The sequence below is a fragment of the Streptomyces sp. NPDC018263 genome (assembly GCF_055562575.1).
Genome location: NZ_JBVHFA010000001.1, coordinates 343,787 through 368,196, shown reverse-complemented (window position 1 = coordinate 368,196; position 24,410 = coordinate 343,787). Strand labels below are relative to the sequence as shown.

At 68.7% G+C, this 24,410-nt stretch carries 22 protein-coding genes; 9 read left to right on the top strand and 13 right to left on the bottom strand.

Annotation, left to right across the window (positions count from 1 at the left end; translation table 11 throughout):
- The first annotated feature begins 11 nt into the window (after nt 1-11).
- Nucleotides 12-1,268 (top strand): styrene monooxygenase/indole monooxygenase family protein, encoded by a 1,257-nt coding sequence (locus ACZ3HQ_RS01680; RefSeq protein WP_467507079.1) that lies wholly within the window; start codon nt 12-14, stop codon nt 1,266-1,268.
- 36 nt (nt 1,269-1,304) lie between these two features.
- Here ACZ3HQ_RS01680 and ACZ3HQ_RS01675 read toward each other — a convergent pair whose 3' ends face one another.
- From ACZ3HQ_RS01675 to ligD, 8 genes are all read right to left on the bottom strand, one after another.
- Nucleotides 1,305-2,351, bottom strand: coding sequence for a C40 family peptidase (locus ACZ3HQ_RS01675; RefSeq protein ID WP_467507077.1), 1,047 nt, complete (start codon nt 2,349-2,351; stop codon nt 1,305-1,307).
- Nucleotides 2,352-2,465: 114 nt separating this feature from the next.
- A complete protein-coding gene (locus ACZ3HQ_RS01670) occupies nt 2,466-2,777 on the bottom strand; it encodes a hypothetical protein (protein WP_467507075.1) in 312 nt (103 codons plus the stop codon).
- Nucleotides 2,778-2,782: 5 nt separating this feature from the next.
- On the bottom strand, nt 2,783-3,442 hold the full coding sequence (locus ACZ3HQ_RS01665; RefSeq protein WP_467507073.1) for a TetR/AcrR family transcriptional regulator: 660 nt from the start codon (nt 3,440-3,442) through the stop codon (nt 2,783-2,785).
- Nucleotides 3,443-3,495: 53 nt separating this feature from the next.
- Nucleotides 3,496-4,434 carry an AurF N-oxygenase family protein gene (locus tag ACZ3HQ_RS01660; RefSeq protein ID WP_467507071.1) on the bottom strand — a complete coding sequence of 313 codons (939 nt, stop codon included), beginning with the start codon at nt 4,432-4,434 and terminating at the stop codon, nt 3,496-3,498.
- 120 nt (nt 4,435-4,554) lie between these two features.
- Nucleotides 4,555-6,006, bottom strand: a complete 1,452-nt coding sequence (locus ACZ3HQ_RS01655; RefSeq protein ID WP_467507956.1) for a penicillin-binding transpeptidase domain-containing protein — start codon at nt 6,004-6,006, stop codon at nt 4,555-4,557.
- 41 nt (nt 6,007-6,047) lie between these two features.
- Entirely contained in the window at nt 6,048-7,409 is a 1,362-nt protein-coding gene (locus tag ACZ3HQ_RS01650; RefSeq protein WP_467507069.1) for an FtsW/RodA/SpoVE family cell cycle protein, read from the bottom strand.
- A gap of 25 nt (nt 7,410-7,434) precedes the next feature.
- Nucleotides 7,435-7,854, bottom strand: a complete 420-nt coding sequence (locus ACZ3HQ_RS01645) for an SH3 domain-containing protein (RefSeq protein WP_467507067.1) — start codon at nt 7,852-7,854, stop codon at nt 7,435-7,437.
- 145 nt (nt 7,855-7,999) lie between these two features.
- Complete coding sequence (gene ligD / locus ACZ3HQ_RS01640) at nt 8,000-8,881, bottom strand: non-homologous end-joining DNA ligase (RefSeq protein ID WP_467507066.1); 882 nt, start codon at nt 8,879-8,881, stop codon at nt 8,000-8,002.
- A gap of 65 nt (nt 8,882-8,946) precedes the next feature.
- Between ligD and ku the strand changes: the two genes are divergently transcribed.
- The 4 genes from ku (at nt 8,947) to ACZ3HQ_RS01620 (ending at nt 12,605) form a co-directional block, all read left to right on the top strand.
- Nucleotides 8,947-9,984, top strand: a complete 1,038-nt coding sequence (ku, locus tag ACZ3HQ_RS01635) for a non-homologous end joining protein Ku (protein ID WP_467507064.1) — start codon at nt 8,947-8,949, stop codon at nt 9,982-9,984.
- Nucleotides 9,985-10,116: 132 nt separating this feature from the next.
- On the top strand, nt 10,117-11,184 hold the full coding sequence (locus tag ACZ3HQ_RS01630; protein ID WP_467507062.1) for a hypothetical protein: 1,068 nt from the start codon (nt 10,117-10,119) through the stop codon (nt 11,182-11,184).
- Nucleotides 11,185-11,535: 351 nt separating this feature from the next.
- Nucleotides 11,536-12,216 (top strand): hypothetical protein, encoded by a 681-nt coding sequence (locus ACZ3HQ_RS01625; RefSeq protein WP_467507060.1) that lies wholly within the window; start codon nt 11,536-11,538, stop codon nt 12,214-12,216.
- Between the two features lie 56 nt (nt 12,217-12,272).
- The gene (locus ACZ3HQ_RS01620) at nt 12,273-12,605 is read left to right on the top strand and encodes a hypothetical protein (RefSeq protein WP_467507059.1); all 333 of its coding nucleotides are present in this window, start codon (nt 12,273-12,275) and stop codon (nt 12,603-12,605) included.
- Between the two features lie 570 nt (nt 12,606-13,175).
- Here the strand turns inward: ACZ3HQ_RS01620 and ACZ3HQ_RS01615 are convergent.
- The 3 genes from ACZ3HQ_RS01615 to ACZ3HQ_RS01605 form a co-directional block, all read right to left on the bottom strand.
- A complete protein-coding gene (locus ACZ3HQ_RS01615; protein ID WP_467507058.1) occupies nt 13,176-15,773 on the bottom strand; it encodes a DEAD/DEAH box helicase in 2,598 nt (865 codons plus the stop codon).
- A gap of 3 nt (nt 15,774-15,776) precedes the next feature.
- The gene (locus ACZ3HQ_RS01610; RefSeq protein WP_467507057.1) at nt 15,777-17,909 is read right to left on the bottom strand and encodes a site-specific DNA-methyltransferase; all 2,133 of its coding nucleotides are present in this window, start codon (nt 17,907-17,909) and stop codon (nt 15,777-15,779) included.
- Nucleotides 17,910-18,842: 933 nt separating this feature from the next.
- Nucleotides 18,843-19,511 carry a DUF4145 domain-containing protein gene (locus tag ACZ3HQ_RS01605; protein ID WP_467507055.1) on the bottom strand — a complete coding sequence of 223 codons (669 nt, stop codon included), beginning with the start codon at nt 19,509-19,511 and terminating at the stop codon, nt 18,843-18,845.
- A gap of 562 nt (nt 19,512-20,073) precedes the next feature.
- On the opposite strand from ACZ3HQ_RS01605, the gene ACZ3HQ_RS01600 reads away from it, so the two are divergent.
- Entirely contained in the window at nt 20,074-20,634 is a 561-nt protein-coding gene (locus ACZ3HQ_RS01600) for an HD domain-containing protein (protein ID WP_467507053.1), read from the top strand.
- On the opposite strand, the gene ACZ3HQ_RS01595 is transcribed toward ACZ3HQ_RS01600, so the two are convergent.
- Together ACZ3HQ_RS01595 and ACZ3HQ_RS01590 are read right to left on the bottom strand one after the other, a co-directional pair.
- Nucleotides 20,622-21,092 carry an NUDIX hydrolase gene (locus tag ACZ3HQ_RS01595; RefSeq protein ID WP_467507052.1) on the bottom strand — a complete coding sequence of 157 codons (471 nt, stop codon included), beginning with the start codon at nt 21,090-21,092 and terminating at the stop codon, nt 20,622-20,624. The two genes, ACZ3HQ_RS01600 and ACZ3HQ_RS01595, sit on opposite strands and share 13 nt — an antisense overlap.
- Before the next feature lie 28 nt (nt 21,093-21,120).
- Nucleotides 21,121-21,852, bottom strand: a complete 732-nt coding sequence (locus ACZ3HQ_RS01590; protein WP_467507051.1) for an XRE family transcriptional regulator — start codon at nt 21,850-21,852, stop codon at nt 21,121-21,123.
- Between the two features lie 157 nt (nt 21,853-22,009).
- On the opposite strand from ACZ3HQ_RS01590, the gene ACZ3HQ_RS01585 reads away from it, so the two are divergent.
- From ACZ3HQ_RS01585 to ACZ3HQ_RS01575, 3 genes are read left to right on the top strand one after another with little or no spacing between them, the layout of a single operon-like run.
- On the top strand, nt 22,010-22,363 hold the full coding sequence (locus tag ACZ3HQ_RS01585; protein ID WP_467507049.1) for an SCO3933 family regulatory protein: 354 nt from the start codon (nt 22,010-22,012) through the stop codon (nt 22,361-22,363).
- 3 nt (nt 22,364-22,366) lie between these two features.
- Nucleotides 22,367-23,725 (top strand): FtsK/SpoIIIE domain-containing protein, encoded by a 1,359-nt coding sequence (locus ACZ3HQ_RS01580; RefSeq protein WP_467507048.1) that lies wholly within the window; start codon nt 22,367-22,369, stop codon nt 23,723-23,725.
- 20 nt (nt 23,726-23,745) lie between these two features.
- Complete coding sequence (locus tag ACZ3HQ_RS01575; RefSeq protein ID WP_467507046.1) at nt 23,746-24,408, top strand: DUF2637 domain-containing protein; 663 nt, start codon at nt 23,746-23,748, stop codon at nt 24,406-24,408.
- Nucleotides 24,409-24,410 lie beyond the last annotated feature (2 nt).

The window sequence follows — 24,410 nt, the reverse complement described above, 5'->3', positions numbered from 1 at the left end:
GACACCCCCGCATGCGGAAGATACTCGTCGTCGGAGCCGGCCAGTCCGGTCTCCAGCTCGCCCTCGGCCTCCAGTCGCACGGCTACGAGGTCACCCTGATGTCCAACCGGACGGCGGACGAGATCCGCTCCGGCCGCGTCATGTCGACCCAGTGCATGTTCGACACCGCGCTCCAGCACGAGCGCGACCTCCAGCTCAACTTCTGGGAGTCCCAGGCGCCGAAGATCGAGGGCCTCGGCGTCTCGGTCGCCGCCCCCGGCTCCTTCGACCCCGGCCCCTCCCAGCGGGCCATCGACTGGGTCGGCAAGCTGGACGGCTACGCCCAGTCGGTGGACCAGCGGGTCAAGATGGCCGGCTGGATGGAGACCTTCGCCCAGCGCGGCGGCCAGCTCGTCATCCACGGCGCGGCCGTCGGCGACCTCGACTACTTCTCCCGCACCTACGACCTGGTGCTGGTCTCGGCCGGCAAGGGCGAGCTGGTGTCGATGTTCGCCCGCGACCCGGAGCGCTCCCCGTACACCGAGCCGCAGCGCGCGCTCGCGGTGGCGTACGTGCACGGGCTCGGCCCGCGCCCGGAGCACCCGGAGTTCGACGCGGTCCGCTGCAACCTGGTGCCCGGTGTCGGCGAGATGTTCGTGATGCCGACCCTGACCACCTCCGGCCGCGCCGACATCCTGTTCTGGGAGGGCATACCCGGCGGCCCGCTCGATGTGTTCAACGGCGTCAAGGACCCCGCCGAGCACCTCTCCCTGACCCTGGAACTCATGGAGAAGTTCCTGCCCTGGGAGTACGCGCGCGCCACCAAGGTCGAACTCACCGACGCCGGCGGCACCCTGGCGGGCCGCTACGCGCCGACCGTGCGCAACCCCATCGGCCGGCTCCCCGGCGGCGGCCTGGTCCTCGGCGTCGCCGACGTGGTCGTGGCCAACGACCCGATCACCGGCCAGGGCTCCAACTCGGCGTCCAAGTGCGCCGCCGCCTACCTGGCCTCCATCGTGGAGCGCGGCGACCAGCCCTTCGACGAGGAGTGGATGAAGGCCACCTTCGACCGCTACTGGGACACCGCCCAGCACGTCACCAAGTGGACCAACGCCATGCTCGCCCCGCCGCCGGAGCACATCCTCAACCTCATCGGCGCCGCCGGCCAGCTCCAGCCGGTCGCCGACCGCTTCGCCAACGGCTTCAACGACCCGGCCGACTTCGAGAACTTCTTCTACGACCCCGCGAAGACGGAGGCGTACGTCGGCTCGGTGGCGGCGGGCGCCTGACGCACGCGCAGACCCTCCCGGCCCCGTGTCCGCCCGTCACAGGCGGCGCGGGGCCGCGTCGGGTCGTACGGCGCCCAGGACCGGGTTGGCCGCCAGGGGGGAGACCTTGATGTTCTCGCCGGGGCGGGGGGCCTGGACCACCTTGCCGTCGCCCAGGTAGAGGGCGACATGGGTGGCCTCGGGGAAGTAGATCACCAGGTCGCCGGGGCGCAGGGAGTTCAGCGGGACGTGGGGGAGCCGGGCCCACTGCTCCTGGCTGGTGCGGGGGATGGGGGTGCCCGCGCGGGCCCAGGCGCGGGAGGTCAGGCCCGAGCAGTCGAAGGAGGCGGGTCCCTCCGCGCCCCACCGGTACGGCTTGCCGACCTGGTCCAGGGCGTAGCGGACCGCCTGGCCGCCCTCCGCCGAGGCGGGCCGGTCGTCGTCGCCGAGGGCGCCGGAGTCGGTGAGGCGGCGCTGTGCCTCGGCCACCCCGTCCTGTTCCAGCCGGGACACCTCGCCTCGCTGCTCCGGGGTGAGGGAGGCGAGCATCCGCTCCACGTCGGCGAGGCGCCTGGTCACGTCGTCGCGCTGCTTCTTCTGCCGCTCGGCCAGGGTGAGCTGGGTGTCCAGCGCCTTGCGCGCCGACTTGGCGAGCGCGTCCGCGCGCTTCTCGGCGCCGGTCAGCCGGTCCAGGGCGGCGGCGCGTTCCCCGGCGACGCGGCCGATGACATGGCCCTCGTCGAGCGCCTGCTGCGGGTCGCGGGCGAGGAGCAGGCGGACGTAGACGGAGAAGTTCGAGCTGTTCTGGTACTGCTCACGCGCGAGGCGTCCGGCGTCCGTCCGGCTGCCCTTCAACGCCAGCCTGGCCCTGACCAGTTCGCCGTCCAGCCGCTTCACCTCGGCGCGCTGCGCGGTGAGCTTTTCGGCGGTGGCGTTGTAGGTCTCGGTGGCCTGCTCGGTCTGCCGGTACAACTGCTGAAGGTCCGTCAGCAGCTCGGTCACCGGCCGCTGCGGCTCCGGCGCGGCCAGGGCGGGGAGCGGGGCGAGGGCGACCTGGGCCGCCATCGCGGCCGTACAGGCCAGGCGGAGCAGGGTTCCTGACACGACATCACCTCCGGTACGCGGGGCGGCGGACCTCCCGCCTGCCTCCGTACCGCGAGCTTGTGCCGCTTTCCGCCGGGTCCGCGCGCCGAACGTGCGCGGACCGGCGCAACCATGTCACCCGGTCGGGTCGTCCGGCTTGCCGTACGGCGTGTTGTCCCGCCTCGGCCGGGACCAGGGCCAGCGAAGCCGGTCGGCGTCGCCGAGGCCCTCCGGGTCGTGCACGTACTTCCACCCGCGCACCAGCCCCAGCCTCCTGGTATGCCCGCGCGGGGTACGCCGGTAGACCAGCACGGTGGGCGGCCCGCCGGCCGCGTCGGGGACCGGGATGCGGTACGTCTTCGGGGGGTGGCCGGTCGGGCCGAGCAGCACGGGCAGCACCCGGCCGTCCATCGGTCCGCCCTCGAAGGGGATGTCCTGACTCTTCACGCCCTTCAGTCTCGGTCATCCCCGCTGATCGCGGCGACGACGGCCGCCGTCTGCGGGTCGCGTCCGGCGGTCACCACCAGGACGGCGGTGAACTGCTCGACCAGCCAGTCCCGCAGCTCGTCCCTCGGCGGCCGCTTGTCCTCGTCCAGCCAGATCAGCGACGACGCCTCGACGGCCGCGATCCACATCCGCACCGTCATCCGCAGCCGGGGGCCCGGCTCGGCCACCCCGAGGTGGCGGTAGAGGTGCTCGGCGGCTGCCCGGCGCACCCCGTCCACGATGGCCGTGGTCCGGGAGGTCTCCACCACGCTGCCGCCCTGGAGCAGCGCGCTGAACCCGGTGTCGTGCTCGTCCACGAAGGCCAGGTAGCGGTCGAGGACCCGGCTGAGCCGGGGTGCCGTCGGCCCCTCGCGGGGCTCGTCGAAGCAGAGCCTCAGCGCCTCGGCGGCCGAGGTCAGCGCGGCCTCGTAGAGCTGCTGCTTGCCGCCGGGGAAGTAGCGGTAGACCAGCGGGCGGGAGACCCCGGCCGCCTCCGCCACGTCGTCCAGCGAGACGTCCTCGGGGGCGCGGTGCGCGAAGAGGGCCAGCGCTGATTCCAGAAGCTGGCTGCGGCGCTGCTCCACACTGAGGCGTCGGTAGGCGGGGGTGGCGGCCTGCGGGGTCATGCCTCGCAGCGTAATCGCTCCCCGCCCGGCCGCCCCCTCCCGGTGGCCCGGCGCTAGGCCAGCAGCCCCGACGCCTTCCACAGCCGCCGCCCGGCGCCGCGCAGGACGCCGATCTCGTCCAGGAACTCGGTGAGCCGGCCCGCGCCGGTCTGCATCACCTCGCGCCGGTGTCCGCTGGCCTTCACCTGGGCCAGCGCCTCGCGCTTGTCCAGGCCGACGTTGGTGTACACGTCCGGGTTGATGAAGGCGATGGAGAAGATGCGCGCGAACTCGCCGGAGGTGACGCGGGTGAACTCCCGCGACCACTTCGGCGCCGTCACCATCTGGCGGCGCAGCTCCTCACGGGCGTACCGGACGTGCCGGGCCTCCTCCACCACGTGGATGCGTGTGACGCCCCGGATCAGGGGCTGCACCCGCTCGTCGGGGAAGGTGAGGCGCTGCATCCAGTCCAGCACCTCCTCGCCGAGCAGGGTGGCGGTGAAGGAGCCCGGCGTGGTGGAGATGGTCTTGAACAGCCGCCCGAGGTTCTGGTGGGCCCGGCTCACCGGGTACCAGGGCGTGCCGCCGCGGGTGACCACGCGGGCGAACATCTTGGAGTGCCGGCACTCGTCCTCGATCTCGGTGAGCGCGTACCGCACATGGGCGCTGGTGGCCGGCTTGTCGTAGATGTGCCGGACCAGCAACTGCATCAGGATCAGCTCGAACCAGATGCCCAGCGAGGCGAGCGCGGCCGCCTCGTGCCGGGACAGGTCGATGCGCTGCTCCTCGCTCATCCTGTGCCACAGCGGGGTGCCGTACAGCGACACCAGCTCCGGGGGCCAGAACCACTTGCCCTCCTCGAAGGGGGCGTCCCAGTCCAGCTCCTTGTCCGGATCGAAGGAGTGCTTGGCGGAGGAGACGAGCAGTCGCTCGGCCACCTGCTCGCGGTCCCTGAGCGCGCCCAGCGCGTCACGCAGTCCGTCGAGCGCATCCGCTTCCGTCACGGTCGTCATGGCCTTTGGTCACCTCGTCCAGCCAGGGGTACGTCGTCGTCCGCCTCTTATGAGACTGCGCGTCAGCAAGGGCGTCAATCCCCTGTGCGCGACTTTTCCCGACGACGGCTCACCTCCGGCTCAGGAACCCAGCACCGCCCGCATCACATCCCGCGCGATCGGCGCCGCGTCCCCGCCCCCGCTGATCTCGCCCCGGTCCGCCGAGGCGTCCTCCACCACCACCGCGACCGCCACCGCCGGCTCCGGCGCGCCGTCCGCCTGCGCCCAGGAGACGAACCAGGCGTACGGCAGCCCGGTGTTGCCGACCCCGTGCTGCGCGGTGCCCGTCTTCCCGCCGACCACGGCACCCCGGATCGCCCCGTTCCCCCCGGTGCCGCGCTCCACCGCGTCCCGCATCAGCTCCTTCAGCCGGGACGCCGTGGACGCCCGCATGACCTGCGTCAGCGGATGCGGGCCGCCGCCCGCGACCGTCTCGCCCCCGGAGCGGGTGGTGCGCTCCACCAGATACGGCGCCCGCGCCTGCCCGCCGTTCGCCACCGCCGCCGACACCATGGCCATCTGGAGGGGGGTGGCCCGCGTGTTGTACTGCCCGATGGAGGACAGCCCCAACTGCGCCTTGTCCACCACCGTGTCGAAGGTGGACTGCGCCACCGCGAACGGCACCCTCAGCCTGGTGTCGTTGAACCCGAAGGCCCGCGCCGTCGCCGCCATGTCCGTCAGCCCCACGTCCACGCCCAGCTTGGCGAACACCGTGTTGCAGGACCACGCGAACGCCTCCCGCAGCGAGGCGTCCCGGCATCCGTCGGCCTCGTTGGTCAGCCGGGTCGTGGTGCCCGGCAGCCGGTACGGGTCGGGGGAGTCGGTCGGCGCGTCCACGTCCGTGATCACCCCGGCGTCCAGCGCGGCCGCCGCCGTGACCACCTTGAACGTGGACCCCGGCGGATAGGTCTGCCGTACGGCCCGGTTCAGCATCGGCTTGTCCGGATCGGCGTTCAGCCGCTCCCACGCCGCCGACGCGCCCGTATCGTTGCCCGACAGCAGGGCCGGGTCGTACGACGGGGTCGACACCAGCGCCAGCACCCTGCCGGTGGCCGGCTCGATCGCGGCCACCGCGCCCTTGCGCCCGCCCAGCCCCTGGTACGCGGCCCGCTGCGCCCTGGCGTTCAGCGTGGTGACGACGTTCCCGCCGGGTGCGTCGGCCGCGTCGTCCCACACCGGGAACCCCGACAGCAGCGGATCGGTGCCGGACAGCAGCCGGTCCTCCGCCTGCTCCAGGAAGGCCGAGCCGAACCGCTGCGAGGCGAAGCCGGTCACCGGGGCGTACAACGGGCCGTCCAGGTAGGTGCGTTCGTAGCGCAACTGCTCGCCGGTGTCGCGGGAGCCGGTCACCGGGGCGCCGCCGACCAGGATGTTCCCGCGCGGCTGCTGGTAACGGGCGATGGCCGAGCGGCGGTTGGCCGGATTGTCGTTGTACGCGCCCGCCTCGACCACCTGCACCCGCGCCGCGTTCGCCAGCAGCGCCAGCAGCAAAAGGCCGCAGAAGACCAGCGCGTGCCGGATGTACGGGGCCATCGGGCGGTTGGCGGGGGTGTCGCCGTACTCGCCGGGTCCGCTCACGGGGCCTCCTCGCCGTCGTACCGGCTGCGCGCCGAGTCGCTCACCCGGATCAGCAGGGCCACGATCGCCCAGTTGGTGACCACCGAGGAGCCGCCCTGGGCGAGGAACGGCATCGCCATGCCGGTCAGCGGGATCAGCCCGGTCACCCCGCCCGCGATCACGAACACCTGGAGCGCCAGGATCGACGCCAGCCCCACCGCCAGCAGCCGCCCGAACGGCTCCCGCAGGGCGAGCGCGGCCCTGAAACCCCGCTCCACCAGCAGGGCGTACAGCAGGAAGACGGCCGCAAGCCCGGCGAGGCCCAGTTCCTCACCCGCCGTCGCCAGGATGAAGTCCGACTTGGTGGCGAAGCCGATCAGCGTGGAGTGACCGAGCCCCAGGCCGGTGCCGGTCATGCCGCCGGCCGCGAAGGCGAACAGGGACTGGGCGAGCTGGTTGGGCCCCTGTCCCGCGTCGATGGTGCCGAAGGGGTGCAGCCAGTCCTCGATCCGGCCGTGCACATGCGGCTCCAGATGCCCCACCGCCCACGCGCCGAGCACCGCCAGCACCAGCCCCACCGCGATCCAGCCGGTCCGCCCGGTCGCCACGTACAGCAGCACCACGAACAGGCCGAAGAACAGCAGCGAGGTGCCGAGGTCCCGCTCCAGGACCAGCACCCCGACGCTCAGCAGCCAGATCGTCACGATCGGCCCGAGCACCCGCCCGGTCGGGAACTGCAACCGCCAGATCCGGCGCCCGGTGTACGCCAGCGCGCTGCGGTTGGCGGCCAGGTACGCGGCGAAGAACACCGCGAGCAGCACCTTGGCGAACTCGCCCGGCTGGATGGAGAACCCGGCGATCCTGATCCAGATCCGGGCGCCGTTGACCGCCGGGAACAGGATCGGCAGCAGCAACAGCACCAGCGCCGCCGCCACGCACAGGTAGGAGTACCGCTGGAGCACCCGGTGGTCGCGCAGCACCAGCACCACCACGATGAACAGCCCGACCCCGAGCGTCGACCACACCAACTGGGCCGGGGCCGCCCGGTCGGCCGGGGTCTGGAGGTCGAGGCGGTAGATCAGCACCAGCCCGAGCCCGTTCAGCAGCACCGCGATGGGCAGCGGCAGCGGATCGGCGTACGGCGCCCGCAGCCGCACCGCGATGTGCGCCAGCAGCGCCAGACCGCCGAGCCCGGCGCCGTACCCCGCCGCGCCGGGCGGTACGGCGCCGGTGCGGGCCAGGCCGACCGCGCAGTAGCCGTACACCGACAGCAGCACGGCCAGCACGATCAGGGCCAGCTCGATCCCGCGCCGCGGGGGCAGCCGGGGGCGCGGGGCGGCGGTGCGGGAGGCGGGCGGCGCGGTCCCGGCCTGGGTCATCGGCGGGAGTTCCGCTGGCTAGGGGTCAGCACCAGCGGGGGGCGGGCCCGACGTTGCCGATGTAGCGGGCCGAGGCCCACGCCCAGGTGCCGTCGGTGAGCAGGTACCAGAGCGGGTTGCTGCCCACCCGGTCGCCGTTCACCTTGCAGTAGATGGACACGTGCTCGCCCTGCTCCGCGAAGCGGACGCGGCGGGTGCCGCGGTCGGGGCGGTCGTGCAGCCAGATCCCGCCCTTGGCGGTGACCACACCCTCGTACCGGCGCGGGTCGCGGTCGCCGCGCCCGCCCGCGTGCCCGTCGGGGCCGCCGGTGCCGTCTGCCCGCTGGGCGGCCGGCGCACCCCCGGCGGGGCCGTCCGCGGCACCGGCGGGCACGGCCCCGCCGAGCAGCACGCCCGTCACGGCCGCCAGAGCCAGGCCGTGGAAGAGGACGGAACGCAGGGACATGGAAGACCTCCGAATGCGGACGGAACTGACTAACCGCCACATTAGGAGTGCCGGGGTGCGGTGGCGCGCCGCAGTGGGCCATCGGGGAGGGCGTGGTTGCTCTCTTCGGGGCGCGGGGCCGGCGGTCAGGGGCGGTCAGGGGCGGTCAGGGGAGGGGAGCCGCGCGCTCGGCGTCCAGCAGGCCGGCGAGAAGGTCCCCGTACCGCTCCACCCTCGGCGCGACGTCCCCGGCGAGGAACGTCAGCTCGGCCGGGTCGCGGCAGCGCTCGACCTCGTCCCAGGTGACGGGCGTGGAGACGGTGGGGGTGCTGCGGGCGCGCACGGTGTAGGGGGCGGCGGTGGTCTTGCGGGCGGCGTTCTGGCTCCAGTCGACGAACACCTTGCCGGGCCTCAGGCTCCGGGTCATCCGGTGCAGCACCAGGCCCGGCATCGCCCGCTCCGCCTCCACCGCGAGCGCCTTGGCGTAGTCGCTCGCCCGGGCCGGCGTACCGCCCCGCACCGACGCCAGCAGGTGCAGGCCCTTGGACCCGGCGGTCTTGGCGTACGCCTCGATCCCGTCCGCCGCGAGCCGCTCCCGCAGCCACAGGGCGACCTCGCAGCAGTGGACGACCGTCGCGGGCGCGCCGGGGTCGAGGTCGAAGACCACCCGGTCGGCCTCGTCCGGGGTCTGGACCAGCCACTGGTGGGTGTGGAACTCGGTCACCAGGTTCGCCGCCCACATCAGGCTCGGCAGGTCCTGGACCACCACCATCCGCGCCGCGCCCGCCGAACGGGGGACCTCGGCGGTCCTGACCCAGTCGGGCGTACCCGGCGGCACGTTCTTGGTGAAGAACGCCTCCCCGCCGGGCCCGTCCGGATAGCGCAGGAAGGACACCGCCCGGTCCCGCAGATGCGGCAGCAGCACCCCGGCGGCGGTGGCGTAGTAGTGCAGCAGCTCGCCCTTGGTGAAGCCGGTCTCGGGGTACAGCACCTTCTCCAGATTGCTGAGCGAGACCCGCCGCCCCTCCACCTCCGTCACTGGCGTCATAGGATGACAATCCCAGAAACGGGACGAATGGGATATCTCGACACCGTACGGAAGGGACCCGGCACGTGCGATCCATTTGGAACGGCGCCATCTCCTTCGGCCTCGTCAGCATCCCCATCAAGCTGGTGAACGCCACCGAGAGCCACGCGGTCTCCTTCCGCCAGGTGCACACCGAGGACAACGGCCGCATCCGCTACCGCAAGGTCTGCGAACTGGAGGACCGCGAGGTCACCCAGTCCGAGATCGGCAAGGCGTACGAGGGCGCCGACGGCGAGATGATCCCGATCACCGAGGACGACCTCTCCCACCTCCCGCTGCCCACCGCCCGCACGATCGAGATCGTCGCCTTCGTCCCGGCCGACCGCATCGACCCGCTCCAGATGGACGCGGCGTACTACATCGCCGCCGCCGGAGCGCCGGCCGCCAAGCCGTACACCCTGCTGCGCGAGGCCCTCAAGCGCAGCCACAAGGTCGCCATCGCCAAGTTCGCGCTGCGCGGGCGGGAGCGGCTGGGGATGCTGCGGGTGGTCGGCGACGTGATCGTCCTGCACGGCCTGCTCTGGCCCGACGAGGTGCGCGCCCCCGAGGGCGTCGCCCCCGACGTCGACGTCACCGTCCGCGACCAGGAGCTGGACCTCGCCGACGCCCTCATGGACACCCTCGGCGAGGTCGACCTCAATGACCTCCATGACGAGTACCGCGAGGCCGTCGAGGAGGTCATCGCCGCCAAGGCCGCCGGCGAGACCCCGCCCGAGGCCCCGGCCCCGGCCGACGGGGGCAAGGTCCTCGACCTCATGGCGGCGCTCGAGAAGAGCGTCCGCGAGGCCCGCGAGTCGCGCGGCGGGGAGGCGGAGGTGCGGGATCTGCACGGGCGGAGGACGCCGAAGGAGACGGGGGCGCGGAAGTCCACGTCCAGGACTGCGGCGAAGAAGACGGCGAGCGCGCGGAAGTCGACGTCCAAGGCGGGGGAGCCGAAGGGGGCCGCGAAGAAGGCGGCGTCCAAGTCCACCTCCAAGTCCACCTCCAAGGCGACGGAGAAGAAGCCCGCGGCGAAGAAGGCCCCGGCGAAGAAGAAGGCGGCTGCGGGGAAGCGGTCGGCTTGAGGGGGCGGAGGGGCGCCGCACCGCCACGACGGGCTTCAGCCACGTCCTCAGGGTCGCCGCCCGCGCACGCCCCCGCGTCCCGTACCTCGGATTCACCTCCCCGAACGGCGCGCCCTCAGGCACGATGAACGTGTGACATACGTGGTGACCGTGGCGATGGCCCCGCCCCAGGGGGCTCCGGAACTCGACGCGCTGCGCCGGGAGGGAGTGGTCTTCCTGCTGCGCAAGGGCTTCGACTCGCTGGAGGCGGTCGAGGGCCCGGACGGCATGGAGGTGGACCTGCTGGACGACGTGATCGCCGCCCATCCCGGCGGGGCCCTGCTGAAGCTGTTCGTGGACGCCCCCGCGCTGGAGTTCGCGGAGGACGCGGCGCGGGAGGTGGTGACGGAGCTGATGGAGCGTACCGAGGCGCTCTCCGACTGGCGCCTGACCCGCTGCGCGGTGGAACTGAACTCCGAGCTGCTCCAGGAGAGCCTGGACGCGGCCGACGGCCCGGACGCCCCACCGTCCGACCCGGCGGAACGCGCGAGGCGCCACGCGGCGGGCACGACCCCCGCACCCCCGGACAGCCCCGGCCACTCCGAGAGCCAGGCGATGCGTACGAGGCTGCGCGCACTGGCCCCGGCGCTCACGGCGTTCACGCTGGAGGCGTTCGGCCACCATGAATCGACACCGGAGTGCGAGGTGGGCAGAGAGGCGGCGGAGATAGCGGCGGGCGCCGTGGTCTACGCGATCGACCTCCTGGTGGACGAACTCTTCACCGACCTGGCCGCCCTGGAGGACGACGGCCCCACGGTCGCCCGCAGCAACGCCACCTTCATGATCCTGGACGACCTGCCCCCGCACCTGGCGGACGCCTACACCGTCCTCTTCACCCGCCGCCTCACCGTCACCGCGATCACCCTGACGGGCCGCCTCACCCGCCCCCCGTTCGACCACCCCACCTGCCTGGCCGAAGAACTCCTCCTGAAGTCGCTGCTGAACCAGGCGGAGGTGACGGCCGACCTCTACAGCCTCCTGTCGGACGAGGTGACCCAGGCCCTCGAAACCTTCGCCACCACCCTCCACCCCCCGCCCCCCACCGAGGCCCCGGCCCCCGACGACCCGGACACCTGGTTCACCCCGTACACCCCGGTGTCGCCCGTACATCCGTACGCGGCGAACGAGAACGAGGAGACGGTGGTGGAGTTGCCGGAGTGAGGTCGGGTTCGCGGGCTACGGGAACCGCGAGGCTCCAGGCGGCTGAGGGGAGGCGGCGAGATGTCGAGGGGCGTAACTCTCCATCGCCGAAACTGCCGCCAACCCGACTTGCTGACGACCAGCGGGTTGACGGTGAATCCGAGCCGACCGGCGCTATTTGCCGTCGACTTCTGAGTCCCGACAAGCCGCCGCACCCCGGATCACGAAGCTCGAAACAGCCCCGGGTCCCCACAAGTCTCAACTCACGCGGGCCCGGTCCGGCCTCAACCAAACGCTGGCCGGCAGACTCGCGTTCAGCAACCGGTATCGACCTGGCCCGGCCGCCGCCGTCCGTACACTCCCTGGCAGTGTGTGCTCGTGCACGATTCAGCGGACGATTCACCCAGAGTCCTTTCCTCCTGCTGGCTCTCCTGGATCGCCGTGTCTACCGGCGATCAAGCGGGGGTCATGAAGGCGATGGGACTGGTCCAGCCCCGCGTCATAACCTTCGCCGAAGCCGCGGACATCGTCGACGAAGACGGCCACGAAAATCCCGACGGCATGGCTCGCGTGTACGTCAGCCCGGAACTCGCTGGCTGGACCCTGGTCATCGGTCCATGGTGTGACCCGTGCGACACCGCCCGCAGTGAGGAGGTAAGCCGGCTCTGCGCGAACCTGAGCACCCGCTACGGTCGGGCCCAGGCGTACTACTACGGTGCTCGGGGCGATGGTTCCGCATGGCTTGTCGCGGAAAACGGCGTCGTACTACGGCGCTACTGCGAGACCGGTGAGGGTGAGAACACCTACCTGACGCTAGGAGAACCTCTGCCCGTCGAAAGGGAGCGCCGAGCGGAACTCGGCTTGCGGAGCGCCTGGGACGAGGCGACGGAATCGGACGAGCACGCGGCCATATGGAAAGAGGCGGCGTTCGACCTCGCACCCGAGATAGCCGCAGCGCTGGGAGTCAGTCCGCTGCAACTGGCGGCGGACACGAGTGCTGTCGGCACTGGGGTGATCGCCCGCACCCCGAAGGGCCAACGCTTCACCAAGTGACTGCCGCAATCACGCGAGCTGTGGCAGAGTCACCTGCTCGGGGGAAAGGAAGACCGATGACCGATTACCGATGCGGGGCGTGCTCGTACGAGAGCGACGATCTCGATGATCTCCAACAACACCAGTCCCGGACGGGCCACGGCACTTCCGCTCCGGCAGAAGGCAATTCCGGCACGGGCAAGGTTGTGGCAGGCATCGGCGTCAGCCTTCTCACTCTTGCCGCCACGGGGGCGGCCTTTGCCTGGAACCACAAGACAAGCCAGTACAAGGCACTCCAGTCCCTGGCCGCCGGGCTGGTGGTACAGGTAGCCGAGTTGGCAGCGGAGAACGAACACCTGAAGTCGGCCAGCGGCGCGGGAAAGATGCTCCGCAGCTTTCGCAAACGCTGAGTGGGGCCGGCTAATTCTGCTCCGCAGCTGTGGCTGCTGCACGGTGAGGTTTTCAAGGTCTATGACGTGACTGAGCCCTGCCTGGCACATGTGAGTTCCACGAGATCTCTGTAAGCGATGCTCTCGATAGCGGCCTCAGCCTGTGACAGTCCTCAGCCCCGACGCACATACGCGAAGACCCCGGCCTCAGCGTTTCCGCTGGTGACGGGGTCTTTGGGCACCTAATCCAAGGTGCCCCCGGCAGGATTCGAACCTGCGCACACGGCTCCGGAGGGCTTGTTGCTTCTGAACGTATGCGCAGGTCGCGGACTCCCGGCCGGTCGGTTAGCGATCACTCGTCCACGGATAGTCCACGAACCGTCTGGCTGATCCCATAGCTCTGTGGATCGGTCGGTGGCGGCCATACCGGTCGTGGTACGGCCCTGGGAGGACGCTACCGGGCGGGGGAGCGCTTGCTGTATATCGCGACAGCACTGCAACGCCTCCGGCATGCGCCATACATCAAGCCACCAGCCGTAATCGAACCGGCGCCCACCCGCCAGGAGACCAGGCGACTTTACCCGTTCAAGATCAGTAGTAGTCCGTTGCGACACTGCTGAGGTACAGGCGTTCGACATCGTCCGCCTGCTCGATGGCCCGACGTACGCTGTCGTTTTTCAAGTCGAGCACACGGAGGGTTCTGTCCTTTATCTGCGCAACGGCTTCGATCCGGTGGAACTCGTCGCCGTATTCGACGGTGAAGTCTGCGAGGCCTCGCAATTTCGAAAGCGCGTCGCTGAGGTGGAACCCGTGTGGGTCGACGATGGAAACCCTTACGTTGGCCTCGGTGCCGTGGAAGAACAAAAAATCAGGGCACATCCGGCGCCAGTTGCCCTTTCCGTCCTTGTACGCGACCGCCAGAGAATCATCAGAGGCTCGTCCGGGGTTGCGATACCAGGCGAGGAACCCGGAGCGGGTTCGCTCGGTGTCGAGTACGGCCGTCTCCCATGCGTTGAGGGAGCCGATCGGGAAGTTGCCGTTCTCGTCGGACATAAGGTGCTGTGGTCTGGTGTCGACCTTGGTGCCCTCCTCGCCTGTCGCGGTCTCCTCGGCGCGGACCTTGGGCCGGCGAATGTCGATGCGCTGGGGCTCTGTCGACATTGCTCGGATGTCATCGTAGACCGCCTGCCGCTCGTCGGTCAGACCCCTGATGTCAACCCGGTACTGCGCCAGCCAGTTGTTCGTGAGCGCGGTGGCTTCGCGGTCGAGTTCGGCCTGGACACCGTCGACTTGGGCCAGAGCTGCGACCTTGAGGTGAGCGTCGAATAGGCCGTCGTCGTCTTCGTCTGCGACAGCGATGTGGTCGGCGTACTTGCGGGCGAGGTCAGCGGAGAGGACGCGCTGGGCGTTCTTGAAGTCAGCCTCTATGGAACGCTCGTCTGCGATCTCGTGGAACTTTTCGGGGTCTGCGACCTTCTTGCCGGTGACTGAGGCGACTATGGTCTCGCCTTCGACGTCGAGAAGTCCGTAGGTGGCGGCCTCAATCTCCTTCTTGTGGCGGGCCATAAGTCCGTCCAGCACAGCGAACATTTCGGCATGGGCAGACTTTCGGGCGTTGGGGAGGAGTCCGTCGCGAGAAAGCGCCTGAGCAAGGCCGGAGAGCCGCTTGGTAGGCTTCGCGGCTCTCTTTGGTAGGGACTGAGAGGGAAGAGCATCGAACGCTTCCCACACGTATGCCGGGATCGCCTCGTTGACGTGCATGTCGACGGGATCGATGAGCACCCGCCGCCCGGCGCCGCCACCGGTCCCGCCGTTGCCGTCATCACCCTCCGACTTCTTTCCGAGCAAGATGTCGGCGACCTCTGTCGCAGTTGCTCGGTTGAAGAGCGGCAGCACACATTCGACGGAGTTGAGCCGGTCATCTCCTGCGATGCGGCGAGCTAGAGGTGTGCGGACCATGCGCCCGAGCAACTGGGTGATGTGTGTCTTGTCGGTCGCGGGCCGGTACGACACCAGCACCTCGGCACGGGGGCAGTCCCAGCCGGTCGAGATCGCGTCCTTAGCGAGCAGGACACGGATATGGCTAGCCTCCTGTACCTTCTCCGGCGCGATGTGCGGGACCTCGAAGTCCCCGATCTGGATGGGTGTGTGGTTACCAAATACGTGCGCGATTCCGTCACCAGGAAGCTCAGGCCATTCCTCGCGAACCGCGTCCACGGCGCTCTGCAGCAGTTCCCTCGAGGGCGTGTTCGGCACCTGCACCACGAGCAGCGGAACGACCGTGTCGCCGGGGGAGTCCTGGGTCTCGGCGTACTGCTCCCACAATCGTCCAGCAGCCTTGACCTTGCGGGTGCCGCGCTTAAGCAGCACCGTGTCGAAAGTACCCTGCTTGGCCGGGAAGTCGAGCCGGATGTCGTCCTTTAGGAGGCCAGACTCCTGGATCAGTGCTGGGTCGATCTCGTAGTGCGGATAGGGGTACCTACCCTCGACGTCCTTCATGGCTTCGGTGAATCGCTCGATCGTCGCGGAGATACCCCACACCACCGGGATGGGTGGGACGCCGTTGGCGCCGTTGACGAGCCGCTTCACGATGGTCTGCTGCTCGGCATTGTCCGCGGTGGTGCGGCGCCTCATGCCCTTGTGTGCCTCGTCGAGGACCAGATAGAGGGTCAGCCGGTCGTCCTCGATGGTGTTGCGGATAGTGTCCCAGATTGTGTGCTGCCGAAGATCCGGCGTAGCGTCCCGCTCAAAGAGCGTATCGCTGTCCTCTACAGCGCCGCGGACCAGGAGGGAGTTTTTAGACAACTTCTGCGAGTTAAGGAAATACACCTTCCCGGGTTCGAATTTGTCCCGATTAAAGGTGTTCTCAATAATTTGGAGGCGGGAGTAGGCGATGCGGTCCCCGGACGCATCGAGAATCCGCGCCTTCGTCTGTTCGTTCAGGGACGGGTCGTCTGTGAACCACAGGACAACTGCGCCAGGGTCAGCTTCGAAGTCCCAGTCCGGGTCGCCGAAGAACAGCCCTTCGATGACGGCCGAGGCCATGACGGTCTTGCCCGCACCCGTGGTGGCAGCGAGCGAGAATGACACGCTTCTACCCTTGCCATGGTAGTCGTCGCGGGCATCGGCAAAGTAGGTGAGCATCTGGCCGACCGCATCGGCCTGATATTCCTTGAGGGTGTACTTCATCGGTCACTCCCGGCCCGTGTTGATCTTGAAGTTGGTCAGGTAGGACTCGTAGAGCCGGACCGGTTCGACGTGAGGCGGCAACTCGGAGCAGACCATTTGGAACGCTCGATCGTCGTCGGTCACGATGAATGCCACTCGCACCCGCTCAGCGGCCGCGAGGGCGTCAAGGAAAGCGTGCGAGGCGTCCAGGTCGAACAGCACTCCGTACGTGTCGGCGACCGCGAAATCGTCGGTTGCCTTGTCGATTCGCGTTCCTTCGGCTCCACCCCTGAGCCACAGTATCGGCGCGACTGCTTCGAACGAGCGATGGTGCGCGACAGACCTCGGGGCCTCGTATGTCATGGTGAAGAACTCGACATTCTCCTCGAATCCATCTGCCATTGGAAACTCGGAAGTGAACTTGTAGTCACCCTTGACCGGCTCTCCGCTCGGAGTCAGCCCTGTGACGGCAGCCTTGATACGAGGTTTCGTGACGTAATCACAGATACCTAGTGCCTCCCAGTCGGCGTCACCGGGTCGCAGGCCACGTGCGCGCAGGCCTGCCTGCTCCTCCGCGCCAACTTCGTTGTTCGTCACGCTAATGGACCGCCTGCGACCACTGTCCTGCTCGTTCAGCCGCATTACCGCGTGAGCGGTGGTGCCAGAGCCGGCGAAGAAGTCGAGGATGACGGCGTCAGGCTTATCGGCAACGACAAAGCGCAGCGAATCCTCCACGGCATACAGCGACTTGGGAAAGTCGAACCTTTTCTCGCCCAAGAGAGATTTGATTAGGTGTGAGCCGTGGTCACGAGCAAAGTGGCTCGTCTGACTCCACACGCTGCGCGGGGTGACGACTTTCTTCGCCCCGTCAGCCAGAGCGAGTTCCAAGGAACCTTCTAGACTCCTGCCGGTAACCACGAATGTCCCGTTAGCGATATTCGCGAGAGTTCCGGGCTGGAGATAGGTGATTGGGCGCAGTCCTGTTTCAGGGTCACGCTTGCCCAGCCGCGCCGTACCTGCCGCAAAGTATTCGCGCATCTTCGCGGCAGAGAACCGCCACGTCTGCTCGCGTCCGTCACTTGCAATCGGCCACACTGCCACCGTGCCGGGCTCCAGGACCACCTCTGACTTCGGCGCGTCCTTTGGTATCGGGTCGCCCACCTTGACGAGTGCGCCAGATTCGCGGTCCAGAATAACCGGGTAGAAGAGCGCAGGCCGAGCGCGTCGCTCGGCAGAAGCGGTCCCACGCCGCATCGCTGTGAACCAGACTGTCGGCATCGTCTTCGGCTTCAACGTGCCCTCGTCAGTGGCGTCGTCGAGCATGGTTGAGACCCAAGGGGAGATGCGCCCGTCACCGATGAATACGTAAAAGATATATTCGTCCACACGCGCGAACCGGCCTGCCCGGGACGAGCCCGCCCGGTTGATGACAGACGAAACCATCTGGATGTCGGCCTCTGGGAAGGTTTGTTCCAAGAGGAGGCCTAGACGGAGATACTCCTTCTCGTCAATGGTGACGATGAGAACCGAGTCATGTGGCTTGAGGAGTCGCTTCGCCAACTTGAGGCGGCGTTCCAAGAACGCTAGCCACTTGGAGTGGCGATATATGTCCTCGCCGTCGACATAGTCGTTGTTGTACTTCCAGTCGCGGGCCCCCGTATTATACGGGGGATCAATATAGATTGCGTCGATCTTTCCTTCATGCGTGTACAGCAGCGTCTGCAGCGCGTGGAAGTTCTCAGCGTTGATGAGGGTATGGAACGGCTTATCGCCGCCACGTTCGATCTTCCCGGTTGACACCAGGCCTGGATAGATCGGGTCGCGAAACTCAGCCACGACGATCAGGTCGTCGCAGGCCCGGCTGGTTGTCTCGACCTCGTCGGTGTCTGGGCTCACCTTCCGCGCCAACGAGGCCACTCGACCGTCGTCGGTCCGACTGATGTTCAAGACTCGCCACAGGCGCTGGTCGACGACGTTGGGGCCCTGCCCGCGGGGTGCAAGAAAGCGGACCTTGTCGCCCTTCCTGATCGGCCTGCCCGGCAGTTCGACGGTCTCGGGGGTGTGACGCTCGAAGTTGAGTCCGAACGCACGCCGCTCGGTTAGTGCCTTGATGTGGTCACGGAGGTCGTCGGCCAGCGCCCGATCCTTTTGCTCCACCTGACGCAGGAGGTTGCTCAGTGACGACAAGGCTGCCCTCTCTAGATGTACCGCTCACTTGGTTCTCGCAGGGTATCGGTCCCGCGACGCGCTTCGGGGCGGCTTCGGCCACCTCCGCCAACTTGTTAGCAACCAGACTCCGGTCGCCGGCCCGACACAGGGCGTCGCCGACTTCTAGGGTCGCATCGTGGTCACCCCCCGACTCGGGGCGTCCAAGTCGTCCGATTGTTCCGATCAGGCACCATTGAGTGCCGGCAGTAATGGAAGAAGTGAAGGGCTGGGTCCCTGTCCTGCGGCCGTGTAATCGATCAACGCTGCGACCTGCTACTTAGCTGTCGGTGGTTCTCAGCGTTGGTTGCTGTCAGCCGCTCTCGGACGGCCCACAGGCGGCCCAGCTCAGCTCGAAGACGGCGGTGGTTTCGGCATGTTCTTGTCAGCGAAACCGTTCATGAAGTCCACCGCGTACGCTCGTGTCTCCGGCCTGACGGTCTCCTCAGGATCTTCTCCGTACCAGAGGAACGTCTCCAGATTCTCCTGAGCGAACGTTGCCCGGCACAGTTCGAGGACGTCAGCGGAAAGCGCCATAACCCGAGGATGGACGCTGTGGGCTTCGAACGGCAGAGGTCGGCGGAGTCTCAATGACCGAGTCAAGGCGACGCGCGCCGGCCGACAAGAGGACGGCGCCCATACGAGGCCGAGGCTTTGAGGTCTGTGCTCATCCTTGTCAGGTCGATCATGGGGAGTCGTCCACTTCGGTCAACAGTCTCTGCACCTGATCGGAAGGTTCGCTGCGATCCGGCTTCGCCCGCTGCTGTCCGTGTCTGTTGGTGTCAGGCATTGATGTCAGAGGCTACGAGTTCCTTGACAAACCGGCGTAGACGGGTCAGACACAGACCTGGTTACTCCGCCTTCACTCCTCGGTCTGTTCGACAGCTAGACGCCAGGAGGGCCACCCGCAGCAGGTGCCCCGTTCGGCGCAGGCGGCAAGGCTGCTTGCGTGGGTTGCTTGGTCAGCTCGCTTAGCTCGCCAGGAACCTCGAACAGGTTGCGAAGGAGCTGGGTGGTGAAGCGCAGTGCGCCTTCGGCTGCTGCCTGGTCAACGTCCTCGTCACTCGCATGTGCCCCAACGTTGCCGACTGCACGGATGTGATGCAGCACCGGCGCGAATGACTGCGTTACATGACCGTCTTCGATGAGCTTCTCAATGCTCTTCATCAGCACCTTCTCCTTGATGCCGAAGTGAGCAGCAGCAGCCTCCAGCGTGCGTCGGAGCTGCACAGCAGCCGCGTCGGGAACTCCCACCCGCAGCACACGAATGGCGCCCAAGTAATACCGTTCGACATCCTCAGGAAGGTGGCGAATGGTTGTTTCCCCTTCCTTTCCCGCCGGTACCACGGTAATCGGGCTGGCGTAGCGGGCGTTGGGGTCGCCGTGTTCGATCAGGACAGCACTGCCACATGAGGGGCATCCAAGAGTCCCCCAGTAGCGGACTGTCCCATCCCGTCTCGTGATCGCCTGGTTGACGGTCTTGGTCTCAAGCCTCGTGTTCGTGAGGCCGCACCAGGGGCAATCGCGAAACGAAAATTTTTCATCCCATGCCATGAGTTGATGCTAGGGGTTACTGCACGACCCTCGTACCGAATTCCACAGCCCTTACCCCCACCAACCCCAGCTCCCATCCCGTCCGCCGTCGACCCACACACCGTGGAGCGGGCGTGGTTCATGGCGTCCAGGTGGAGCGCGCCACTGTACGAACGACCTGGACGCCATGGGCCGCGTCTGCTCGGCTCTGCCTGGGTCGGCGGTGGACGGGATGGGAGCACCCCGCCCACGCCACTACGGGCCCGCGGCCGGAAACGGCGCCCCCTCCATCCCGGTGCCGGCCGATCCCCCGCCGGAGGCATCGTCTTGACCTTGGGCCGCGCCACACGGTGATCGACTCATGGCCACCGGCCCTTTCCACATGTGGGCGCGCGTCGGCGGCGGCAGCGCCGAGCGGGCCGAAGGCAGGAGCGCGGGCGCAGCCAGAGCCGGGAAGCGCGCCCGGCGGAGCGGAGCGCAGCCGGGGCTTGATGAACGTAGGGAAAGTCTTACCGCACCCATGATCGGCAACTGCTGATCGTGGGCTGTCGGCTCACTCCTCGACTCGGCTACCGTTCCATCCATGCCTTCTGCACTGGACACGCCGCAGGGAGCGGCCGAACTCGCTGAGTCCCTGCTTCCTCCGCTCGGGAACCGCTGGCTGCACACCCAAGCCGTGGCCGCCCGGGCTCGCGAGGCTGCCGTGGCTGTGTCCGAGACGGACCGGGATCTCCTCGTCGCTGCCGCATGGCTGCACGACATCGGCTACGCACCCGAGCTGCGCGACACCGGCTTCCATCCCCTCGACGGTGCTCGACACCTCGAATCGCTGGATGCGCCGGCGCGCTTGGTGCGGCTGGTCGCCCACCACTCCGGGGCCGTGTACGAGGCGGAACAGCGGGGACTGTCGGCCGAGCTGGCCGTCTACGAGCGGGAAGACTCCCCGGTCCTGGACGCTCTGATCTTCGCGGATATGACGACCGGCCCCGCCGGGCAGTCCTTCGACTTCGACACCCGGATCGACGAGATCCTTGTCCGCTACGAGCCGGGCAGCGAGGTTCACAACGCGATCAGCAAGGCGCGGCCGTACCTCCGGGGAGCTGTCGAGCGGACCCGCGGCCGCATGGCGCATCAGCCGATGTAGGGCTTCGTCCGATCGGCCAGGCCGTGATCGATCCGCATGCGCATCGACGGGTGGATGTTCAGCTCGTCCAGCTTGCTCGGGTCGACGAAGGCCACTTCCTTGCTCTCGCTGCTCGTCCGCAGCTCGCCGCCGGTGATGCGGGCGTGGAAGCAGATGGAGAACTGCTGACGGACCTCGCCGTCGTCGTACGCCATGACGTGCCCGGGGTTGGTGTAAATGCCGACGAGGCCGGTCACCTCCACGTCGAAGCCGGTCTCTTCCTTCGTCTCGCGTACTGCTGCGTCGGGCGCTGACTCGCCCAGGTCGATGCCGCCTCCGGGCAGGGCCCAAAGATCGTTGTCGGTCTTGTGGATCAGCAGGACTTCCCCGGCCTCGTTGCGTGCCACGGCGGTCACGGAGGGGACGAGGCTGTTCGCCTTCGGGGCGTTGGGGTCGTTGAAGTAGTCGACACGGGCCATGCGTTCAGCGTTGCACGTCCGGAGCCTGTTATGCCGCCCGGCCCCGCTCCCACGCGTGATCGAAGCTCCGCATGTAGTGCCGGAAGGTCCGCGCTCCTGGGAGATACCGGAAGTGCATCACCGGGTTCTGGCCGGCGGGAGCTCCGAGGACGTGCGGGTTCACGAGAACGTCCTCGTCGAACCGGTAGATCGAGTTGTAGAGGATCGTGTCGTGCAGCCTGACTTCGACGCCGGGCGTCGACATGGCGGGTTCGAGGTAGCGCCGGGTGATCCGGGCGCGTGCGGCCAGGTCGTTGCCGATGCCCTCCTCTTCGCCGCGCTGCCGGACCGCTTCGGAGGCGGGATCGCCGAGCAGGATGCGGACCTGGGCGCCGGCCTTCGCCTTCTCGGCCAGCTGGTCCGGCAGGTCCGGATTGCTGTCGAAGAGGAACAGTCCGGCGTACACAAGGATGTCGACCTGGTCCGTCGCCTTCTCGATCAGGGATGACCAGAGCGGGGCGGGCACCGCGCCACGGTGCGGGTAGTACGTGATCAGCTCGGACGTGCTGGCCTTCTCCGCCTGCTTCTCCACGGACGGCCAGATGTAGACCTCGTCGACTCCGAGGAGGCTCGCCGCCTTCCAGCGGTGCCCGCGATGCGGGGTGCGGCCGGTGGTGATCCACCGCTCGACGCTCTTGGGATCCACACCGACGTGCTCGGCAACGGACTGGATCGTCTCACCCTTCGCTGAAATCGCCGCGCGCAGACGCTCGTTCGCCATGACGTGACCTTCACTGGGACCGCTAGGGACGTTTTGACGGTAGCTCAGACGTCCCCAAACGTCCATACGGATGGTGATGCGTCCACCCTCCCTCACGGTCTCCTGATCTCACCGACGGGATGTCGGTCAACACCTCGGCCCAATAGGAGACAAGACGATGCGTCAAATTCCCGTGGACACCACCAACGCCACCGTGATGGTCGCCAAGGCCCCGCAGCCCAAGGTGAAGGACCGTCGTACCGGTGAGATCGCCGTCGACAAGGACGGTGTCACCCTGATGGTCGTGGAGGTCATGTTCTCCACGCCCGATGAGGTCGAAATCCTCAAGCTCACCGTCCCGCAGCCCGGCGTCTCCGAGGACCTGGCCATGGGCACCCCGGTCGCGCTGACGGGCCTGGTCGCCTCGGCGTGGGAGAACGAGTTCAACGGCCAGAAGCGGCACGGCATCGCCTTTCGCGCGGTGGCGGTGACCTCGCTGGCCGCTGCGGGCTCCGCCTCGAAGGCGGCCTGAGCCGTGACGTGGTTGACCGTCGCCCTGGTGCTGGTCGTCGCTGCTGCGGGTCTCCTGCGGTGGCGGCGCCCCGCCTGGTACTGGCTGACCTTCGGGGTCGCCCTCGCCGCGCTGCGGGTCCTGGTCCGGTACGGCTCGGTCATGGACGCCTGCGGCCTCACCGTCCCGGCCCCCCGCTGGCGCCTGGCCCTGGCCCGGATGACCAACCGGCCCATTCCCCGCCCGCGCGCCCCGCGCATCCTGCGGGTGCGGCCGACCCGGACCGGCCTGGTCCTCCGGCTCAAGCTCCGCCCCGGACAGGACGCCTTCGACGTCGCCGCCTCCGCCGACCGGCTGCGGCACTCCTTCGGCATGTACGGCGTCACCTCGCGAGAGCTGCGCTCGGGCGTCGTCGAGCTGCGCATGACCGGCTACGACGTGCTCCGGCGGGTGCAGATGCCGACCCCGGCCGATGACACCCGGCCCATGCGGGTCCCGGTCGCCCTGCGTGAAGACGGCTCGGTCCACTACCGCGACTACCGGGCCGTGCCCCACGCGCTCACCCTCGGGGCCACGGAGTCGGGGAAGTCGGTCTATCAGCGCAACCTCGTGGCCGGCCTCGCGCCGCTGGACGTCGCGCTGGTCGGCATCGACTGCAAACAGGGTGTGGAGCTGTTCCCGCTGGCCCGCCGGTTCTCCGCGCTGGCCGACAACCCCGACACCGCCGCCGAGATCCTCGATGCCCTCGTATCCCACATGGAGGACGTCTACCGCCTCATCCGCTCCCACCAGTCCATCAGTGTGAGCGTGCCGGATGCGGAGATCGCCGCCGACATCTGGGACCTGCCCGAAGACGTCCGGCCGGTGCCGGTCGTGGTCCTAGTCGACGAGGTCGCCGAACTCGCCCTGTTCGCCAACAAGGAGCAGGAGAAGCGGCGGGACCGGATCATCACCGCTCTGGTCCGCCTGGCCCAGCTCGGCCGTGCGGCCGGCATCTATCTGGAGATCTGCGGGCAGCGCTTCGGCTCCGAACTCGGCAAGGGCATCACCATGCTCCGCGCCCAGCTCACCGGCCGCACCGCACACCGCGTCAACGACGAAACCAGCGCGAACATGGCCTTCGGCGACATCTCGCCGGACGCCGTGCTCGCCGCGATCACGATCCCTGCCGAAGCGCGCGGGATCGCCATCGCCGGTGACTCCACGGGCGGTTGGCACCGCATCCGCGCCCCGCACACCTCGCTGCGCCAGGCCGTGAACCTCTGCAACAAGCACGCCGACCGCACCCCCCACCTGCCCGGCCTGGACGCCTTCCGCCCCGCCCCGGGCCACGTGAAGCCGATCGCCGCCCCCGCCGTCGAGTCCGCTCCGGCCGCTGCCTGACCCGGAAGGGAGAAGCCCTCATGCCTCGTCTGCGTGTGGATGCCGTCCTGGTGCAAGCCGTCATCGCCGGTGCCCTGTCCTTCGCCCACCTGCACGACCTGGCCGCCGCTGCCGGACAGGACGGCTGGAAAGCCTGGGCCTACCCCGTCTCGGTGGACCTGCTGCTGGTCGCCGCCTGGCGACGGCTGCGCACCGACGGACCGTCCCGGCTGGCCTGGTCCTGGTTCCTGACCGCCCTCGTTGCCTCGCTCGGCGCCAACGTCGCCACCGCCGGACTCCTCGACCTGAACGACGTCCCGGCCTGGCTGCGCATCCTCGTCGCCGCCTGGCCCGCCCTGGCCTTCATGGGCGGCACCCTCCTCGCCCACTCACCCGCAGACCGCTCCGACCCTGCGCCGGCACCCGCCGACCCGGCCCCTCAGCCCGTGACCGAGGTGGAGCGCGAACCGGTCACCGTCCCCGAAGCCGTGCCGGTGTCCGAGGAGCCTCCCGCCCTGCCCACCGCCGACCCGGCCCCGGCACCGCCGGCCGTTGTGGTCCCGGCCGCGCTGGTCGACCACGCCCGCAAGGTCGCCGCCGACCACGAGCACCGGACCGGCGCCCGGATCGACACCGACACCCTGCGCGCCCGCCTCGGCGTCCCGCCGCACCTGGCCGACGCCATCGCCGCCCAGCTCGCCTGACA

What these genes read in the sequence shown, in the direction of transcription:
- ACZ3HQ_RS01590 (WP_467507051.1), bottom strand. Translation starts at nt 21,852, where the DNA reads ATGGCGAACGAGCGTCTGCGCGCGGCGATTTCAGCGAAGGGTGAGACG.
- ACZ3HQ_RS01600 (WP_467507053.1), top strand. Translation starts at nt 20,074, where the DNA reads ATGCCTTCTGCACTGGACACGCCGCAGGGAGCGGCCGAACTCGCTGAG.
- ACZ3HQ_RS01665 (WP_467507073.1), bottom strand. Translation starts at nt 3,442, where the DNA reads ATGACCCCGCAGGCCGCCACCCCCGCCTACCGACGCCTCAGTGTGGAG.
- ACZ3HQ_RS01650 (WP_467507069.1), bottom strand. Translation starts at nt 7,409, where the DNA reads ATGACCCAGGCCGGGACCGCGCCGCCCGCCTCCCGCACCGCCGCCCCG.
- ACZ3HQ_RS01605 (WP_467507055.1), bottom strand. Translation starts at nt 19,511, where the DNA reads ATGGCATGGGATGAAAAATTTTCGTTTCGCGATTGCCCCTGGTGCGGC.
- ACZ3HQ_RS01575 (WP_467507046.1), top strand. Translation starts at nt 23,746, where the DNA reads ATGCCTCGTCTGCGTGTGGATGCCGTCCTGGTGCAAGCCGTCATCGCC.
- ACZ3HQ_RS01660 (WP_467507071.1), bottom strand. Translation starts at nt 4,434, where the DNA reads ATGACGACCGTGACGGAAGCGGATGCGCTCGACGGACTGCGTGACGCG.
- ACZ3HQ_RS01680 (WP_467507079.1), top strand. Translation starts at nt 12, where the DNA reads ATGCGGAAGATACTCGTCGTCGGAGCCGGCCAGTCCGGTCTCCAGCTC.
- ACZ3HQ_RS01655 (WP_467507956.1), bottom strand. Translation starts at nt 6,006, where the DNA reads ATGGCCCCGTACATCCGGCACGCGCTGGTCTTCTGCGGCCTTTTGCTG.
- ACZ3HQ_RS01585 (WP_467507049.1), top strand. Translation starts at nt 22,010, where the DNA reads ATGCGTCAAATTCCCGTGGACACCACCAACGCCACCGTGATGGTCGCC.
- ACZ3HQ_RS01620 (WP_467507059.1), top strand. Translation starts at nt 12,273, where the DNA reads ATGACCGATTACCGATGCGGGGCGTGCTCGTACGAGAGCGACGATCTC.
- ACZ3HQ_RS01645 (WP_467507067.1), bottom strand. Translation starts at nt 7,854, where the DNA reads ATGTCCCTGCGTTCCGTCCTCTTCCACGGCCTGGCTCTGGCGGCCGTG.
- ACZ3HQ_RS01615 (WP_467507058.1), bottom strand. Translation starts at nt 15,773, where the DNA reads ATGAAGTACACCCTCAAGGAATATCAGGCCGATGCGGTCGGCCAGATG.
- ligD (WP_467507066.1), bottom strand. Translation starts at nt 8,881, where the DNA reads ATGACGCCAGTGACGGAGGTGGAGGGGCGGCGGGTCTCGCTCAGCAAT.
- ACZ3HQ_RS01595 (WP_467507052.1), bottom strand. Translation starts at nt 21,092, where the DNA reads ATGGCCCGTGTCGACTACTTCAACGACCCCAACGCCCCGAAGGCGAAC.